This is a genomic window from Inquilinus limosus, assembly GCF_002195995.1.
Taxonomy (GTDB): Bacteria; Pseudomonadota; Alphaproteobacteria; order DSM-16000; family Inquilinaceae; genus Inquilinus; species Inquilinus limosus_C.
Genome location: NZ_NHON01000032.1, coordinates 30,863 through 44,654, shown reverse-complemented (window position 1 = coordinate 44,654; position 13,792 = coordinate 30,863). Strand labels below are relative to the sequence as shown.

The following is a 13,792-nucleotide window of genomic DNA, read 5'->3' as shown; positions in this document are numbered from 1 at the left end:
CCCGACGAGCCTAGCGGCCACCCTCAGCTGCGGGCCGGCCGGCGGCGATGTTGCGCTCGATCCGGTCCAGCACGCCGAGACAGAGCACCATATCCTCGTCGGAGACGCCAGCGAGCAGGCGCTCGCGCACCTCGGCTGCGACACCGCGGATGCCCTCGACCAGGGTGCGGCCGTCCTCGGTCAGATGCACCGCCTTGGCCCGGCGGTCGCCCTCGTCCTCGCGCCGCTCGATCAGCCCCTGGCTTTCGAGCGTATCGAGCAGGCGGACCAGCGACGGCCCTTCGATGCCGAGCGAATCGGCGAGGTCGCGCTGCCGCAGCCCCTCGCCGATCCGGAACAGGTGGAGCAGCGGCTGCCAGGTCGCGTCGCTGAGGCCGTAGCGGCCCAGCATCTCGTCGACCTCGCGCCGCCACAGCCGCCCGATCAGGTAGATGCGGAAGCCGAAATCGTCGCGGGTGGGGGAGACATTCGACATGCGCTATTTATTAGGATGCTAATTATTAGCTCCGAAACGCGATTGCCGCATGGCAGGTCCCGCCGAAAATCGCGGCGACTCAGTGGCTGCGGCCGTCGATCGGGATCGCGGTCACGGTGGTGAGGTCGAGGCCGTCGAGGCAGCGGACATTGATCGCGACCATCTCGGTGCCGTCCGGCTTGCGGCCGCGGGCGAAGGATTCGATGCCGCAGCCCGGGCAGAACAGGTGGTGGATCACCTTCCTGTTGAACTGGTAGTCGGCCAGCCCGTCGCCGCCCGACAGGAGGGTGAAGTGGTCGGGCGTGACGAAGGTCAGCATCAGGCCGCGCTTCTGGCAGTGCGAGCAGTTGCAGCTCATCACCCGCGCCAGGTCGGTCTCGGCCCGGTAGCGCACGGCGCCGCAATGGCAGCCGCCCTCATAGGTCTTCATCTCGGGCATGGGCGTTCCTCCGGCCTTTGGATCGCCGTGAATCACGACGGCGTTCGGGCGGCAGAGTCGCCTGGGAGGGGCAGCCTGTCCACCGGGATCAGGGCCCTGCCGGGCCGCCGCCTATGCCGGCTCCCCGCCCATGAGCTCGGCGTGAAGCGCTTCGGTCGCCTCATCCGCCGGGAACATCGACTCGATGCGGAGCTCCTGGGCCGCGACCGTCCGCGGCGTGCCGACGGTCGTGACCATGGAGAAGTAGTTGAGCACCCTGCCGTCCCTGATCAGGCCGATCGGGATGACCGGCGCCGGGCCCTGGATGTCTGCCGCGGCGAGGGATGCCCAGGCGGGCTCGACATCCGGATAGGCCATCAGCGCCGCCAGCAGCTCCTTGATCCTGTCGTCGACGACGCGCCCCACGGCCTCGCGATGGACGCGCTGGACCAGGCTTTCCGCGACCGCCGGCCAGTCGGCGATGTGGGGCCGCAGGCCGTCCGGGTCGAACACCAAGTGCAGCAGGTTGCGCGGCGCCTTGCGGGCGGACAGGTCGGTGAAGCGGCCGAAGAAGCGCGGGGCGGACCGGTTGGTCATCAGCACGGTCCAGTAGCGGTCCATGACCAGGGCCGGGAACGGTTCGTGCTGGCGGAGCATGCGCTCCAGGGCCTTGGTGATGCCGCGCATCTCCGGGCCGTCCCAGGCGCCGTCGGGGTAGATCGGCGCATAGCCACCGGCCAGGAGCAGCGTGTTCCGGTCGCGCAGCGGCATGTCCAGAGCGGTGGCGATGTCGATCAGCATCTGGCGGCTGGGCGCGCTGCGCCCGACCTCGATGAAGCTGAGATGCCGCTGCGACACGCCGGTGTCGAAGGACAGCTCCAGCTGGCTCTTGCGGCGCAGATCGCGCCAGTGGCGCAGCAGGGCGCCGACCTGGCCGCCCCGCGGCCCGGCGATCGGATCCTGCATCGGCATGGCCGGCCTCCCTCGAAGCTGCGCGACGTCCTTCGACACCAGGGTGCCATGCCCCGGAGGGCATGGCATGCGCCCGGTCAGTCCCGCCAGGCATGCGGCCGCAGGACATCCTCGAGCGGCGGCCGGGTCATGCTGCCGGCATAGTTGGTGATGGTCGAGGCCGCGGTCACGGCCAGGATCTCCAGCGCCTGCTCCCGGCGGAACCCGGCCGCGACGAAGGCCTCACGATCATCGCCGCTGACATAGCCGCGGGTCTCGATCAGCGTCCGGGCCAGGCCGGACAGGGCGGCCAGCCGGCGGTCGGCCGGGACGCCGCGCCCGCGGATCGCCTCGACATCGGCGGGCGCGAGCCCCTCCTTCAAGGCCAGCAAGGTGTGGAACGCCACCGCCCAGTCGCAGGCATTGGCGACCGCATTGGTCAGCAGCAGGGTCTGGATCTCCGCCTCGGTGAAGGTGCCGGAATGGACCTGCTGGAACAGGCCGGCGAAGGCCTTGATCAGCTCCGGCGAATTCGCCATGACCCCGGCGAGGTTGGGGACCATGCCGAAGGTCTTCTCGAGCTGATCGAGCACCGGCCGCGCCGCCTCGGGCGCGGTGGCGATGCTGTGGATCGGATAGGACGGCATGCTTCTCTCCATCTCGGGCGGACGGGATCGTCCGCGTCGAGGGAGAGCAAAGCCGATCGGCGGAGGCGGCCCAACTACTTCCGAGGTCGTCGAAACCAGAGCATCGGGCTAAACCCCAACCGTCATTGCGAGGAGGCGGAGCCGACGAAGCAATCCAGGGCCGGTGCGCACCGGCCCCTGGATTGCTTCGCTGCGCTCGCAATGACGTATTGGGAGGCTTAACCGATGGCGCCGGCCGGCTGTCCTCAGCCCTCGCCCACCCCGTATTCCAGCGCGCCGTCGGCCAGCCAGTCCCAGAGATACTGGGCGAAGGAGCGGCGGACATAGACCCGCAGCCGCGGCGCGCCGTCGGCGTCGTCGGTGCGGTGCAGGACGACGTCGGCCTGGCCGACCATGCTCTGCGCCACCGACCCCGCCGGGAAGGAGCGCGGATGCAGGTCCAGCGGGCAGCCCTTGGCCAGCACGTCCAGCGCCTTCGGCCCGGCCAGCGCGATCACCGTCCAGTTGTCGGTGACGTTGGTGACGGCGGCATGGCGGCCGGCCAGCGCTCCCTGCAGCCGGGCGGCGAGGTCGGCCTCGCGGTCGACGCCGCCGACCACCAGCCATTCGGTGGGCCCGAGCCACAGCGCCGCGACGCCATCGCCCGCGGCAACGCCGGGCCGCGCCGGCAGGTCGAGCCCGAGCGCGCCGGACACCGCCGCGCCGAAGCCGGGATCGGCCAGCTCGCCGCGCAGGTTCAGCTTGGCCTCATGCGCGATCTCGGCGAGGCGGACGCCCGGATTGGCCGACGTCCCCAGCGGCCGGACCAGCCCGGCGGTCGCCGAGCGCCGGGCCGAGGCGTCGCCCGGGGCGGTCATGGTGTCAGGCATGCAGGCGCCCTCCCTCGGGGTCGACGAAGACCGGCTTCACCACGCGGGCCGGGATGGTGCGGTCGGGCATGGCGATGTGGACCGTGCCGTCGAGCCGGCCCGACCCGCCCTTGACCAAAGCGAGGGCGATCGACCGGTCCAGGTTCGGGCTCCAGTAGCTGGAGGTGACATGGCCCAGCATCGGCACCGGCGGGGCGCCCGGCGTCGCCGTGTCGATGATGTGCGCCCCCTCCTCCAGCATCAGCTTCGGGTCGTCGGTCAGCAGGCCGACCAGCTGCTTGCGGTCGGCCCGCGCCGTGTCGGCGCGGTCGAGCGAGCGCTTGCCGATGAAGTCCGGCTTCTTCTTGCCGACGATCCAGTCCATGCCCAGGTCGCCCGGCGTGGTGGTGCCATCCGTCTCCTGGCCGACGATGATGAAGCCCTTCTCGGCGCGCAGCACATGCATCGCCTCGGTGCCATAGGGCACCAAGTCCAGCCCCTGCCCCGCCCGCTCGATCGCCTCCATCAGCGCCAGGCCATGGCTCGCGGGCACGTTGATCTCGTAGGACAGCTCGCCGGTGAAGGAGATGCGGAACACCCGCGCCGGCAGCCCGGCGACCGTGCCCTCGCGCATGGTCAGATGCGGGAAGGCCTCGTTCGACAGGTCGATGTCGGTCAGGCGCGACAGCAGCTCGCGGCATTTCGGGCCGGAGATGGTGGCAACGGCCCATTGCTCGGTGGCCGAGGTCAGGAACACCTTCAGGTCCGGCCATTCGGTCTGCAGCCATTCCTCGAGCCAGGCGAGGATGGTGGCGGCGCCGCCGGTGGTGGTGGTCATGTGGAAATGGTCGTCGGCCAGGCGCGTGGTGACGCCGTCATCCTTGACCATGCCGTCCTCGCCCAGCATCAGGCCGTAGCGGCAGCCGCCGATCGCCAGCTTGGCCCAGGCATTGGTGTAGACGCGGTTCAGGAACTCCGCCGCGTCCGGCCCCCGGACGTCGATCTTGCCGAGGGTGGTGGCGTCCATCACGCCGACCGACGTCCGGGCGGCCTTGACCTCGCGGTTCACCGCCGCATGCATGTCCTCGCCCGGCTTCGGGAAATACCAGGCGCGCTTCCAGCCGCCGCCGACATTCTCGAACACCGCGCCGTGCCGCTCGGCCCAGCCATGCATCGGGGTGCGGCGGATCGGGGCGTACAGCGCCTTGACCCCGCGCCCGGCGATGGCGCCGAAGGTGACCGGGGTGTAGGGCGGACGGAAGGTGGTGACACCGATCTCCGGGATCGTCTTGCCCATGGTCTGGGCGACGATGCCGAGCGCGTTGACGTTGCCGGTCTTGCCCTGGTCGGTGGCCATGCCGGTGGTGGTGTAGCGCTTGACGTGCTCGACCGAGACCATGCCCTCGCGCAACGCCAGCCGGATGTCCTTGGCGGTGACGTCGTTCTGGAAGTCGACGAAGGCGCGCACGGCATTCGCCGGCCGGTCCGACGGCACATACCACAGCGGCCGGTCGTCGCCGGCCCCCGGCTCCTCCTGCGTGGTCTCGACCGGCGGCACCGGCACCGCCACCGGGGTCAGCCCGGCGGCCGAGGCCGCGGCGGCGCCGGCCACCAGGCCCTCCTGCAGCGCGTCGGCGAAGCGCAGCGTGCCGGCGCAGCCGCCGGCCGAGCGCTCGGCCTGGAAGGACTGGCCGGGCATGAAGGTCGCCCGCGCCTCGTCCCAGCGCAGCCGGCCGCGCGACTGCGACTGCAGGTTCAGCACCGGGTTCCAGCCGCCGGACATGGCGACCGCGTCGCAGGCGATGGTGGTCTCGGCGCCGCGCCGCACCGACTGGCCGTCGGGGGACAGCGGCATCAGCCGCACCTCGTTCACCCGCAGGCGGCCGGAGGTGCCGACCACGGCATGGCCGGCATAGACCGGCAGGCCGGCGGCCCGCGCCGCCCGCACCAGCGGCCCGTCCGGATCCGGCCTTGTGTCGACGATCGCCGGCACGGCGACGCCGGCGGCGGCGAGGTCGAGGGCGGTGGCATAGGCGCTGTCGTCGCCGGTGGCGACCACGACCTTCTCGCCGACCTTGACGCCCCAGCGGTTCAGATAGGCGCGGGCGGCGCCGGCCAGCAGGATGCCGGGGCGGTCGTTCTCGGCGAAGACCAGGCTGCGCTCGATCGAGCCGGTGGCGAGCACCACCTGCTTCGCCCGCACCTTCCACAGCCGCTGCCGCGGCGTGCCGGCCGGCACGGCGTGCGGCGCGATATGGTCGCTGGCGCGCTCCAGCAGGCCCAGCCAGTTGTGGCCGTAATAGCCGAAGGCGGTGGTGCGCGGCAGCACCCGGACATCGGGCATCGAGGCCAGCTCGGCCACCGTCGCCGCGACCCAGTCGAGCGCGCCGGCGTCGCCGATCGACGCCGTCGGCTCCGACCGCAGCCAGCCGCCGAAGCGGGGCTGGTCCTCGGCCAGGATCACCCGGGCGCCGGCGCGGGCCGCCGCCAGGGCGGCGCCGAGGCCGGCGAGGCCGCCGCCGACCACCAGCACGTCGCAATGCGCGTTGACATGGTCGTAGCGGTCGGGGTCGGGCTGGCGCGGCGAGACGCCGAGGCCGGCGGCGCGGCGGATGAAGCGCTCATAGACCATCCAGGCCTTGGGCGAGCGCGGCCACATGAAGGTCTTGTAGTAGAAGCCGGCCGGGATCAGCGGCGCGAACAGGTCGTTGACCGCCTGCAGGTCGAAGCGCAGCGACGGCCAGCGATTCTGGCTGCGCGCGACGAGGCCGTCGAACAGCTCGACCTGGGTGGCGCGGCTGTTCGGGTCGGTCCGCGCCGCGTCGGGCCCGAGCTGGACCAGGGCGTTCGGCTCCTCCGGCCCGGCGGAGATCACGCCGCGCGGCCGGTGGTACTTGAAGCTGCGGCCCAGCAGGTGGACGCCGTTGGCCAGCAGGGCCGAGGCCAGGGTGTCGCCCTCATAGCCGCGATAGGAGGTGCCGTCGAAGGCGAAGGCGACGCTCTGGCTGCGGTCGATATCGGCGCCGCGGCCGACCAGGCGATAGCGTTGGGTCATGGGATCTTACGAGCCGGAAGCGCTGGCGGGATCGACCAGCGGCGCGTTGGCGGTGCCCCGCGCCGGCTCGCCGGACGGGGTGGGGATGGACTGGCCGTCGATCGCCGGCGGCGGGTCGCCCGGGCCGTAGACCGCCAGGATCTCGTCGGTCGCCGTGTTGCGGGCGATGTTGAACCAGCGCCGGCAGCCATGGATGTGGACCCAGCGCTCGTAATGCAGCCCCTTGGGGCTGGAGCGCATGAAGACGTAGTCGGCCCACTCCGCGTCGCTCAGCTCGGCCGGGTTGGCCGGACGGCGGATATGGGCCTCGCCGCCGCAGCGGAACTCGCGCTGGTCCCGCGGGCCGCACCGGGGGCAGTCGATCAGGAACATGCTCTCCCCTTCCCTCAGGCGGCCGTGCCGTAAGGCGGCTTGGTGTGGCCGGCGGGCGACAGGGTGAAGATCTCGACCCCGTCCTCGGTGACGCCGACGCTGTGCTCGAACTGGGCCGACAGCGACCGGTCGCGGGTGACCGCGGTCCAGCCATCGGCCAGCACCTTCACCTCGGGCCGGCCGGCGTTCAGCATCGGCTCGACCGTGAAGATCATGCCCGGCCGCAGGATCAGGCCGCGCCCCGGCCGGCCGACATGGTGGACGTCCGGCGCGTCGTGGAAGACCCGGCCGATGCCGTGCCCGACGAAGTCGCGGACGACGCTGAACCGCGCCGCCTCGGCCACGGTCTGGACAGCATGGCCGACATCGCCGAGATGGGCGCCCGGCCGGATCGCAGCGATCCCGGCCATCATCGCCTCCCAGGTCACGTCGACCAGACGCCGCGCCTTCACCCCGGCCTCGCCGGCCACATACATCCGGCTGGAATCGCCGTGCCAGCCATCGACGATCACGGTCACGTCGATGTTGAGGATGTCGCCGTCCTGCAGCCGCTTGGCCGCGTCCGGGATGCCGTGGGTGACGACGTGGTTGACCGAGATGCAGCTGGCGTGGCGGTAGCCCTTGTAGCCGATCGTCGCCGACCGGGCGCCGAGCTCGGCGATATGGCCGGTGATGATGGCGTCGAGATCGAGCGTCGACACGCCGGGCCGCACCTCCGGCGTGATCCGGTCCAGCACCTCGGCCACCACATGGCCGGCCCGGCGCATGCCGGCGAAGCCCTCCGGCCCGTGCAGCGGCACCCGCCTGCCGTCGGTGTCGATCTCGAACGCGCCCGAATGGATCTTCATGGCCGCGCCCTCAATGCGCCACGGCGGCGGCGCCGTGCTCGGCCACCAGCGCGCCGGAGGCGAAGCGGTCCAGCGCGAAGGGCGCGGCGATGGCGTTCGGCTCGCCGCGGGCGACGGTATGGGCGAAGACATGGCCCGAGCCCGGCGTCGCCTTGAAACCGCCGGTGCCCCAGCCGCAATTGATGAACAGGTTCTCGACAGGGGTCTTGCCGATGATCGGGCTGGCGTCCGGCGCCACGTCGACGATGCCGCCCCATTGCCGCAGCATGCGCATGCGGCTGAAGATCGGGAACATCTCGACGATCGCGGCCAGCGTCTCCTCGATCACCGCGAAGCCGCCGCGCTGGGAGTAGGAGACGTAGCCGTCGATGCCGGCGCCGATCACCAGCTCGCCCTTGTCGGACTGGCTGACATAGGCGTGCACCGCGTTCGACATGACGACGCAGTCGATCACCGGCTTGATCGGCTCGGAGACCAGCGCCTGCAGCGGATGGCTTTCCAGCGGCAGGCGGAAGCCGGCGAGGTTGGCCAGCACCGAGCTGTGGCCGGCCGCCACCACCCCGACCTTGCCGGCGCCGATATATCCCCGCGTGGTCTCGACCCCGACGACGCGCCCCTGCTCGGTGCGGAAGCCGGTGACCTCGCAGTTCTGGATGATGTCGACGCCGCGGCTGTCGGCGCCGCGGGCATAGCCCCAGGCAACGGCGTCATGCCGCGCCGTGCCGGCCCGGCGCTGCACCGTGCCGCCATAGACCGGGAAGCGGATGGTCGGGTCCGGGTTCAGCGCCGGGCAGAACTCCAGCACCTGCTCGCGGGTCAGCCAGTCGCTGTCGATGCCGTTCAGCCGGTTGGCGTGCAGCCGGCGCATCAGCTCGCGCGCCTCATGCGGGTCGTGGCAGATGTTCATCACGCCGCGCTGGCTGAACATCACGTTGTAGTTGAGGTCGGCCGACAGGCCCTCCCACAGCTTCAGCGCGTGCTCGTAGATGAAGGCCGAGGCGTCGTAGAGGTAGTTGGAGCGGACGATGGTGGTGTTGCGGCCGGTGTTGCCGCCGCCGATCCAGCCCTTCTCCAGCACCGCGACATTGGTGATGCCATGCTCCTTCGCCAGGTAGTAGGCGGTGGCCAGGCCGTGGCCGCCGCCGCCGACGATGATCACGTCATAGGCCGGCTTGGGATCGGGCGAGCGCCAGGCCTTCTGCCAGCCTTCGTGGTGCGACAGCGCTTGGCGCGCGAGGGAGAAGATGGAATAGCGCGACATCGATCCGATGGCCGGTCCAGGGTGAGCGTGGGGCATGGTGCAAAGCCGCCCGCCCCGCCGCGCGCTCAGGCGCGACACGCAGGCGTCGCCCTGCGCCAAGGGCGGAGTGAGAACAGGCTGACCGGTTTGCGTTGCCTCTCCCGCCTGGCGGGAGAGGTCGGGCGTCCGCGGGACGACCGGGTGAGGGCTGGCCCAGGCCTCGACAAAATCCCCTCACCCGGAGCCGCTTCGCGTCTCCGACCTCTCCCGCAAGCGGGAGAGGCAACGCATTGGTTCGGCTTGCTTAATCGACCGGGATCTCGCGCCCGCGGCCGACGCGGCGCAGCATGGCGATCAGCTCCGGCTGCTCGTCCCGCACCCGGCGGTATTGCGGGCGCAGCGCGTCGCGCAGCCGGCCCTGGGTGCCCAGCGCCGCCTCGGCATAGTCGATCATCACCGTGTTCGGCCAGGCCTGCGGCCGGATCGCCGCCAGCCGCGCCACCGACGCCTCCTCCTCGCCCGGATGGCGCTGGGCGATCAGCATCAGCATCGAGGCGGAGGAGCGCGAGATGCCCATATGGCAATGCACCAGCAGGTGGCGCAGGCTCTCGCCCTCCGCCGCCATGTCCTCGCCGAACTCCAGGATCGAGGCGACATGGTCCGGGGTCGGGAAGACCTGGCCCGGCATCTCGTCGATGATGTCGTGGAAGCGCAGGTCGAGGCGGCGATGCGGCGCGAAGCCGTCGAAATAGGTCTCGGCCGGGGTCCCGGGATCGGCGATCGACAGCACATGGGTGACGCCGGCGGCACGGAAGCCGGCGATCTCCTCCAGGCCGCAGACAGTGAGATGGCGGTCGGGGTGCAGCAGCATCGGATCGTCCTCGGAAGCGGGGCTGCACTGTCCCGTCCCGCCGCCGCCCGGTCAAACGCCGATGCCGGGCCTCAGCCATGAGCGCATCGGCAGGGCCGGAGCCACCCCCTCACCCGAAATCGCGATGCGATTTCGACCTCTCCCCAAGGAGAGGTGAAACAAGCCGGCCCATTCCCCTCTCCTCGGGGAGAGGGAGGGGCCCGGCGCCATAGGCGACGGGAGGGTGAGGGGGAGAGCCGGCTTCGATCGGCTAGAAAAGCCCCTCGATCTGCCCGCTTTCGTTCAGCCGGATGCTGTTCGCCGCGGGCGTCCGGGGCAGGCCCGGCATGGTCATGATGTCGCCGCAGATCGCCACCAGGAACTCCGCCCCCGCCGACAGGCGCAGCTCGCGCACCGGCACGATGTGGTGCGACGGCGCGCCCTTCACCGCCGGGTCGGTGGAGAAGCTGTACTGGGTCTTGGCGACGCAGATCGGGAAATGGCCGTATCCGCCCTTCTGGTACTGGGCGAACTGGTCGCGCACCCGCTTGTCGGCGATGACGTCGTCGGCGCCGTAGATCGCCGTCGCGATGGTCCGCATCTTCTCCCACAGCGGCAGGTCGTCATCGTAGAGGGTGCGGAACTGGGAATGGTCCTCCGCCAGCGCCGCGACCTTGTGCGCCAGCTCCACCGTGCCGGCACTGCCGTCCGACCAGTGGCTGCAGACCTGCGCCTCGACCCCGTGCTCGGCGCAGTAGTCCCGCACCGCCTGCAGCTCGGCCTCGGTGTCGGCGACGAAGCGGTTGACCGCGACGATCGCCGGCACGCCGTACTGGCCGACATTGCGGATGTGGCGGCCGAGATTGGCCAGGCCCTTCTTCAGCGCCGCCACATTCTCCTGGCCGAGATCCTCCTTGGCCACGCCGCCATGCATCTTCAGCGCCCGCACGGTGGCGACGATCACCACCGCGGCCGGCTTCAGCCCGGCCTTGCGGCACTTGATGTCGAAGAATTTTTCCGCCCCGAGATCGGCGCCGAAGCCGGCCTCGGTAACGACGTAGTCGGCCAGCTTCAGCGCCGTCTTCGTCGCCATCACCGAGTTGCAGCCATGGGCGATGTTGGCGAAGGGCCCGCCATGGACGAAGGCCGGGTTGTTCTCCAGCGTCTGCACCAAATTGGGCATGAAGGCGTCCTTCAGCAGCACGGTCATCGGCCCGTCCGCCTTCAGCTCCTTCGCCGTCACCGGCCGGCGGTCGAGCGACTGGCCGACGATGATGCGGCCCAGCCGCTGCTCCAGGTCCTCCAGGCTCTTGGCCAGGCAGAAGATCGCCATCACCTCCGACGCCACGGTGATGTCGAAGCCGTCCTCGCGCGGGAAGCCGTTCGGGGCGCCGCCCAGGCTGGTGACGATCGAGCGCAGCGCCCGGTCGTTCATGTCCATCACCCGGCGCCAGGTCACCCGGCGGGTGTCGAGGCCGAGCGCATTGCCCCAGTAGATGTGGTTGTCCAGCAGCGCCGCCAGCAGGTTGTGGGCGCTGCTGATGGCGTGGAAGTCGCCGGTGAAGTGCAGGTTGATCTGCTCCATCGGCACCACCTGGGCATGGCCGCCGCCGGCGGCGCCGCCCTTGATGCCGAAGCAGGGGCCCAGCGACGGCTCGCGCAGGCAGATCGCCGCCTTCTTGCCGATCCGGTTCAGCCCGTCGCCGAGGCCGACGGTGGTGGTGGTCTTGCCCTCGCCCGCCGGGGTCGGGGTGATCGCCGTGACCAGGATGAGCTTGCCGTCCGGCCGCCCCTCCAGCCCGTCGATGAAGCCGGGCGTCAGCTTGGCGATGTGCGGGCCGTAGGGGTAGAGCGCGTCGGAGGGGATGCCGAGCTTCGCGCCGACCTCGGCGATCGGCCGCAGCGTCGCGGCCCGGGCGATCTCGATATCCGACGGTGCCCCCATGTCCCCAGGTCCCAGAATTGTTTTGGCGGAAACCGTCCCATAGCAGAGGCGATGCCGCCGCGTCTGCGGCGACGTCGTCCGTTCCGGCTGCGACGCGCGTCCGGACCCGGCCGTCAGCCATGCGTCCACCGGGCGGCACGGCCGTCAGCCCGTCGCAACTGGCCTCTTTGTCGAGTTTGCGACCCGTGCTACCGATTCGTCGGATGCGGCGCCAACGTTGCGCCGCCGGGAGGCATAGAAGTGATGGGCCAGGATCCAGCCTTCGACACCGAGACCATCGGGTTCCTGCTGATTCCGCAGTTCTCGATGATCGCCTTCACCTCCGCGGTCGAGCCGCTGCGCATCGCCAACCGCATGGCCGGCAAGCCGCTGTACCGCTGGACCGTGCTGTCGAAGGACGGCCAGGCGGTAAAGGCCAGCAACGGCATCAGCGTCGGCGTCGACACCTCGCTGGCCGAGCTCAGCCGCCAGTCCGGCGTGTCCAAGCCGCTGGACATGATCTTCGCCTGCTCCGGCCTCGGCATCGAGCGCTACCGCGACGACGAGGTCTTCGCCTGGCTGCGCCGGGCGGAGCGGCAGGGGGTGGGCATCGGCGCGCTGTGCACCGGCTCGCACCTGCTGGCCCGGGCCGGGCTGCTCGGCGGCTATCGCTGCGCCATTCATTGGGAGAACCTGCCGGGCTTCGCCGAGACCTTCCCCGAGATCCCGGTGTCGAGCGACCTGTTCGAGGTCGACCGCAACCGCTTCACCTGCTCCGGCGGTACGGCGGCGATCGACATGATGATGCACCTGATCGCGCTGCGGCAGGGCCGCGACCTGGCGACCAAGGTGTCCGAGCAATGCCTGGTCGACCGCATCCGCAGCCCGCATGACCGCCAGCGCCTGCCGCTGCGGGCCCGGCTGGGCGTGCACAACCCGAAGCTGGTCTCGGCGATCGAGCTGATGGAGGCGAACATCGCCGAGCCGCTGCCGCAGGAGGAGCTGGCGGCCCATGTCGGCCTGTCGCGCCGGCAGCTGGAGCGGCTGTTCCGCAAGCAGCTGGGCCACAGCCCGGCGCATTACTATCTGGAGCTGCGGCTGGAGCGGGCGCAGCACCTGATCAACCAGAGCGACCTGCCGATCGTCGACCTGGCCCTGGCCTGCGGCTTCGTCTCGGCCTCGCATTTCTCGAAATGCTACCGCCAGATCTACGGCCGCTCGCCGCGGGAGGAGCGGGCGAACGCCATCCTGCGCGGCGTGCCGATGCCCGAACGGCCGGTGCGCCAGAAGGTCCCTGCTTAAGGTCCCACTTGACGGACGCATCCCAGCTTTGCTGCGCTGCGGTATCTGGGGACTCGCTTCGGAGGACCGATCTGTGCATAGTCCGCGACTTCGCGTAACGGCATCCCGGACCCGAATGCCCGTAGACCGGACCTGGCAGCCCGCTTCGGCCGCCGACCGCCTCGCCGCTGAGACCCCTAGCACCCCATGACCCGATTCTATGTGACCGGCACCGACACCGGTGTCGGCAAGACCCTCGCCTGCGCCTGCCTGGCCACCGCCTGGGACGCCGACTATTGGAAGCCGGTGCAGACCGGCCTGGCCGAGAAGCCGGCGGACACCGCGACCATCGCCGCCCTGACCGGCCTGCCGGCCGAGCGGCTGCAGAAGCCGACCTACGCCTTCCAGGCGCCGCTGGCCCCCGTGGCCGCCGCGGCGCTGGAGGAGAGCGAGATCGACCCGGCGACGCTGACCCCGGCCTATTCGCCGCGGCCGCTGCTGATCGAAGGCCCCGGCGGCGGCCTGATGGTGCCGCTGGACTGCTCGACCCTGGCGATCGACCTCTTGGGGGTGTGGCGCTTCCCGACCATCGTGGTGGCCCGCAGCGGCCGCGGCACGATCAACCACACGCTGCTGACGATCGAGGCGCTGCGCAGCCGCAAGATCCCGATCGCCGGCGTGGTGATGAACGGTCCGCTGAACGCCGGCAACCGCGCCGCGATCGAGAAGCATGGCGGCGTGCCGGTGATCCTGGAGATCCCGGAGCTGCCGAAGGTCACCCGCGCGGTGATCGAGGAGCTGTCGCACGCCGTCCCGCCGCTGGGCGAGATCGTGTCGGAGGCGGTGGCCGCGGCCTGAGACCGCCATCGCTCCCAACACCGTC

13 protein-coding genes are annotated in these 13,792 nt (G+C 70.8%); 2 read left to right on the top strand and 11 right to left on the bottom strand.

Annotation, left to right across the window (positions count from 1 at the left end; all coding sequences use genetic code 11):
• Positions 1-10: 10 nt before the first annotated feature.
• The 11 genes from BWR60_RS17950 to BWR60_RS17900 all read right to left on the bottom strand — a co-directional run bounded on the left by BWR60_RS17950 (position 11) and on the right by BWR60_RS17900 (position 11,649).
• Positions 11-475: a MarR family winged helix-turn-helix transcriptional regulator gene (locus BWR60_RS17950; RefSeq protein WP_088152397.1), complete on the bottom strand. Its 465-nt coding sequence runs from the start codon at positions 473-475 to the stop codon at positions 11-13.
• Between the two features lie 79 nt (positions 476-554).
• Positions 555-914: a GFA family protein gene (locus BWR60_RS17945; RefSeq protein WP_088152396.1), complete on the bottom strand. Its 360-nt coding sequence runs from the start codon at positions 912-914 to the stop codon at positions 555-557.
• A gap of 111 nt (positions 915-1,025) precedes the next feature.
• On the bottom strand, positions 1,026-1,865 hold the full coding sequence (locus BWR60_RS17940) for a helix-turn-helix domain-containing protein (protein ID WP_088152395.1): 840 nt from the start codon (positions 1,863-1,865) through the stop codon (positions 1,026-1,028).
• A 77-nt stretch (positions 1,866-1,942) separates the two neighbouring features.
• On the bottom strand, positions 1,943-2,491 hold the full coding sequence (locus BWR60_RS17935) for a carboxymuconolactone decarboxylase family protein (RefSeq protein WP_088152394.1): 549 nt from the start codon (positions 2,489-2,491) through the stop codon (positions 1,943-1,945).
• 245 nt (positions 2,492-2,736) lie between these two features.
• Positions 2,737-3,360 carry a sarcosine oxidase subunit gamma gene (locus tag BWR60_RS17930; RefSeq protein ID WP_088152393.1) on the bottom strand — a complete coding sequence of 208 codons (624 nt, stop codon included), beginning with the start codon at positions 3,358-3,360 and terminating at the stop codon, positions 2,737-2,739.
• Complete coding sequence (locus BWR60_RS17925) at positions 3,353-6,394, bottom strand: sarcosine oxidase subunit alpha family protein (protein ID WP_088152392.1); 3,042 nt, start codon at positions 6,392-6,394, stop codon at positions 3,353-3,355. The genes BWR60_RS17930 and BWR60_RS17925 overlap by 8 nt, the downstream gene beginning before the upstream one ends.
• 6 nt (positions 6,395-6,400) lie before the next feature.
• Positions 6,401-6,766: a sarcosine oxidase subunit delta gene (locus BWR60_RS17920; protein ID WP_088152391.1), complete on the bottom strand. Its 366-nt coding sequence runs from the start codon at positions 6,764-6,766 to the stop codon at positions 6,401-6,403.
• 14 nt (positions 6,767-6,780) lie between these two features.
• Positions 6,781-7,614, bottom strand: a complete 834-nt coding sequence (gene map / locus BWR60_RS17915; protein WP_088152390.1) for a type I methionyl aminopeptidase — start codon at positions 7,612-7,614, stop codon at positions 6,781-6,783.
• Positions 7,615-7,624: 10 nt separating this feature from the next.
• The gene (locus BWR60_RS17910) at positions 7,625-8,875 is read right to left on the bottom strand and encodes a sarcosine oxidase subunit beta family protein (RefSeq protein WP_088152389.1); all 1,251 of its coding nucleotides are present in this window, start codon (positions 8,873-8,875) and stop codon (positions 7,625-7,627) included.
• A 283-nt stretch (positions 8,876-9,158) separates the two neighbouring features.
• Positions 9,159-9,725, bottom strand: coding sequence for a tyrosine phosphatase family protein (locus BWR60_RS17905; protein ID WP_088152388.1), 567 nt, complete (start codon positions 9,723-9,725; stop codon positions 9,159-9,161).
• Between the two features lie 250 nt (positions 9,726-9,975).
• Entirely contained in the window at positions 9,976-11,649 is a 1,674-nt protein-coding gene (locus BWR60_RS17900; RefSeq protein WP_088152387.1) for a formate--tetrahydrofolate ligase, read from the bottom strand.
• A gap of 243 nt (positions 11,650-11,892) precedes the next feature.
• Here BWR60_RS17900 and BWR60_RS17895 point away from each other — a divergent pair, with 243 nt between their 5' ends.
• Entirely contained in the window at positions 11,893-12,930 is a 1,038-nt protein-coding gene (locus tag BWR60_RS17895; protein ID WP_088152386.1) for a GlxA family transcriptional regulator, read from the top strand.
• A gap of 186 nt (positions 12,931-13,116) precedes the next feature.
• Positions 13,117-13,767, top strand: a complete 651-nt coding sequence (gene bioD / locus BWR60_RS17890) for a dethiobiotin synthase (RefSeq protein WP_088152385.1) — start codon at positions 13,117-13,119, stop codon at positions 13,765-13,767.
• Positions 13,768-13,792 lie beyond the last annotated feature (25 nt).

Bases quoted from the DNA above. Each gene is read 5' to 3' on its own strand.
- BWR60_RS17950 (WP_088152397.1), bottom strand. From the start codon at position 475: ATGTCGAATGTCTCCCCCACCCGCGACGATTTCGGCTTCCGCATCTAC.
- BWR60_RS17945 (WP_088152396.1), bottom strand. From the start codon at position 914: ATGCCCGAGATGAAGACCTATGAGGGCGGCTGCCATTGCGGCGCCGTG.
- BWR60_RS17940 (WP_088152395.1), bottom strand. From the start codon at position 1,865: ATGCCGATGCAGGATCCGATCGCCGGGCCGCGGGGCGGCCAGGTCGGC.
- BWR60_RS17935 (WP_088152394.1), bottom strand. From the start codon at position 2,491: ATGCCGTCCTATCCGATCCACAGCATCGCCACCGCGCCCGAGGCGGCG.
- BWR60_RS17930 (WP_088152393.1), bottom strand. From the start codon at position 3,360: ATGCCTGACACCATGACCGCCCCGGGCGACGCCTCGGCCCGGCGCTCG.
- BWR60_RS17925 (WP_088152392.1), bottom strand. From the start codon at position 6,394: ATGACCCAACGCTATCGCCTGGTCGGCCGCGGCGCCGATATCGACCGC.
- BWR60_RS17920 (WP_088152391.1), bottom strand. From the start codon at position 6,766: ATGTTCCTGATCGACTGCCCCCGGTGCGGCCCGCGGGACCAGCGCGAG.
- map (WP_088152390.1), bottom strand. From the start codon at position 7,614: ATGAAGATCCATTCGGGCGCGTTCGAGATCGACACCGACGGCAGGCGG.
- BWR60_RS17910 (WP_088152389.1), bottom strand. From the start codon at position 8,875: ATGTCGCGCTATTCCATCTTCTCCCTCGCGCGCCAAGCGCTGTCGCAC.
- BWR60_RS17905 (WP_088152388.1), bottom strand. From the start codon at position 9,725: ATGCTGCTGCACCCCGACCGCCATCTCACTGTCTGCGGCCTGGAGGAG.
- BWR60_RS17900 (WP_088152387.1), bottom strand. From the start codon at position 11,649: ATGGGGGCACCGTCGGATATCGAGATCGCCCGGGCCGCGACGCTGCGG.
- BWR60_RS17895 (WP_088152386.1), top strand. From the start codon at position 11,893: ATGGGCCAGGATCCAGCCTTCGACACCGAGACCATCGGGTTCCTGCTG.
- bioD (WP_088152385.1), top strand. From the start codon at position 13,117: ATGACCCGATTCTATGTGACCGGCACCGACACCGGTGTCGGCAAGACC.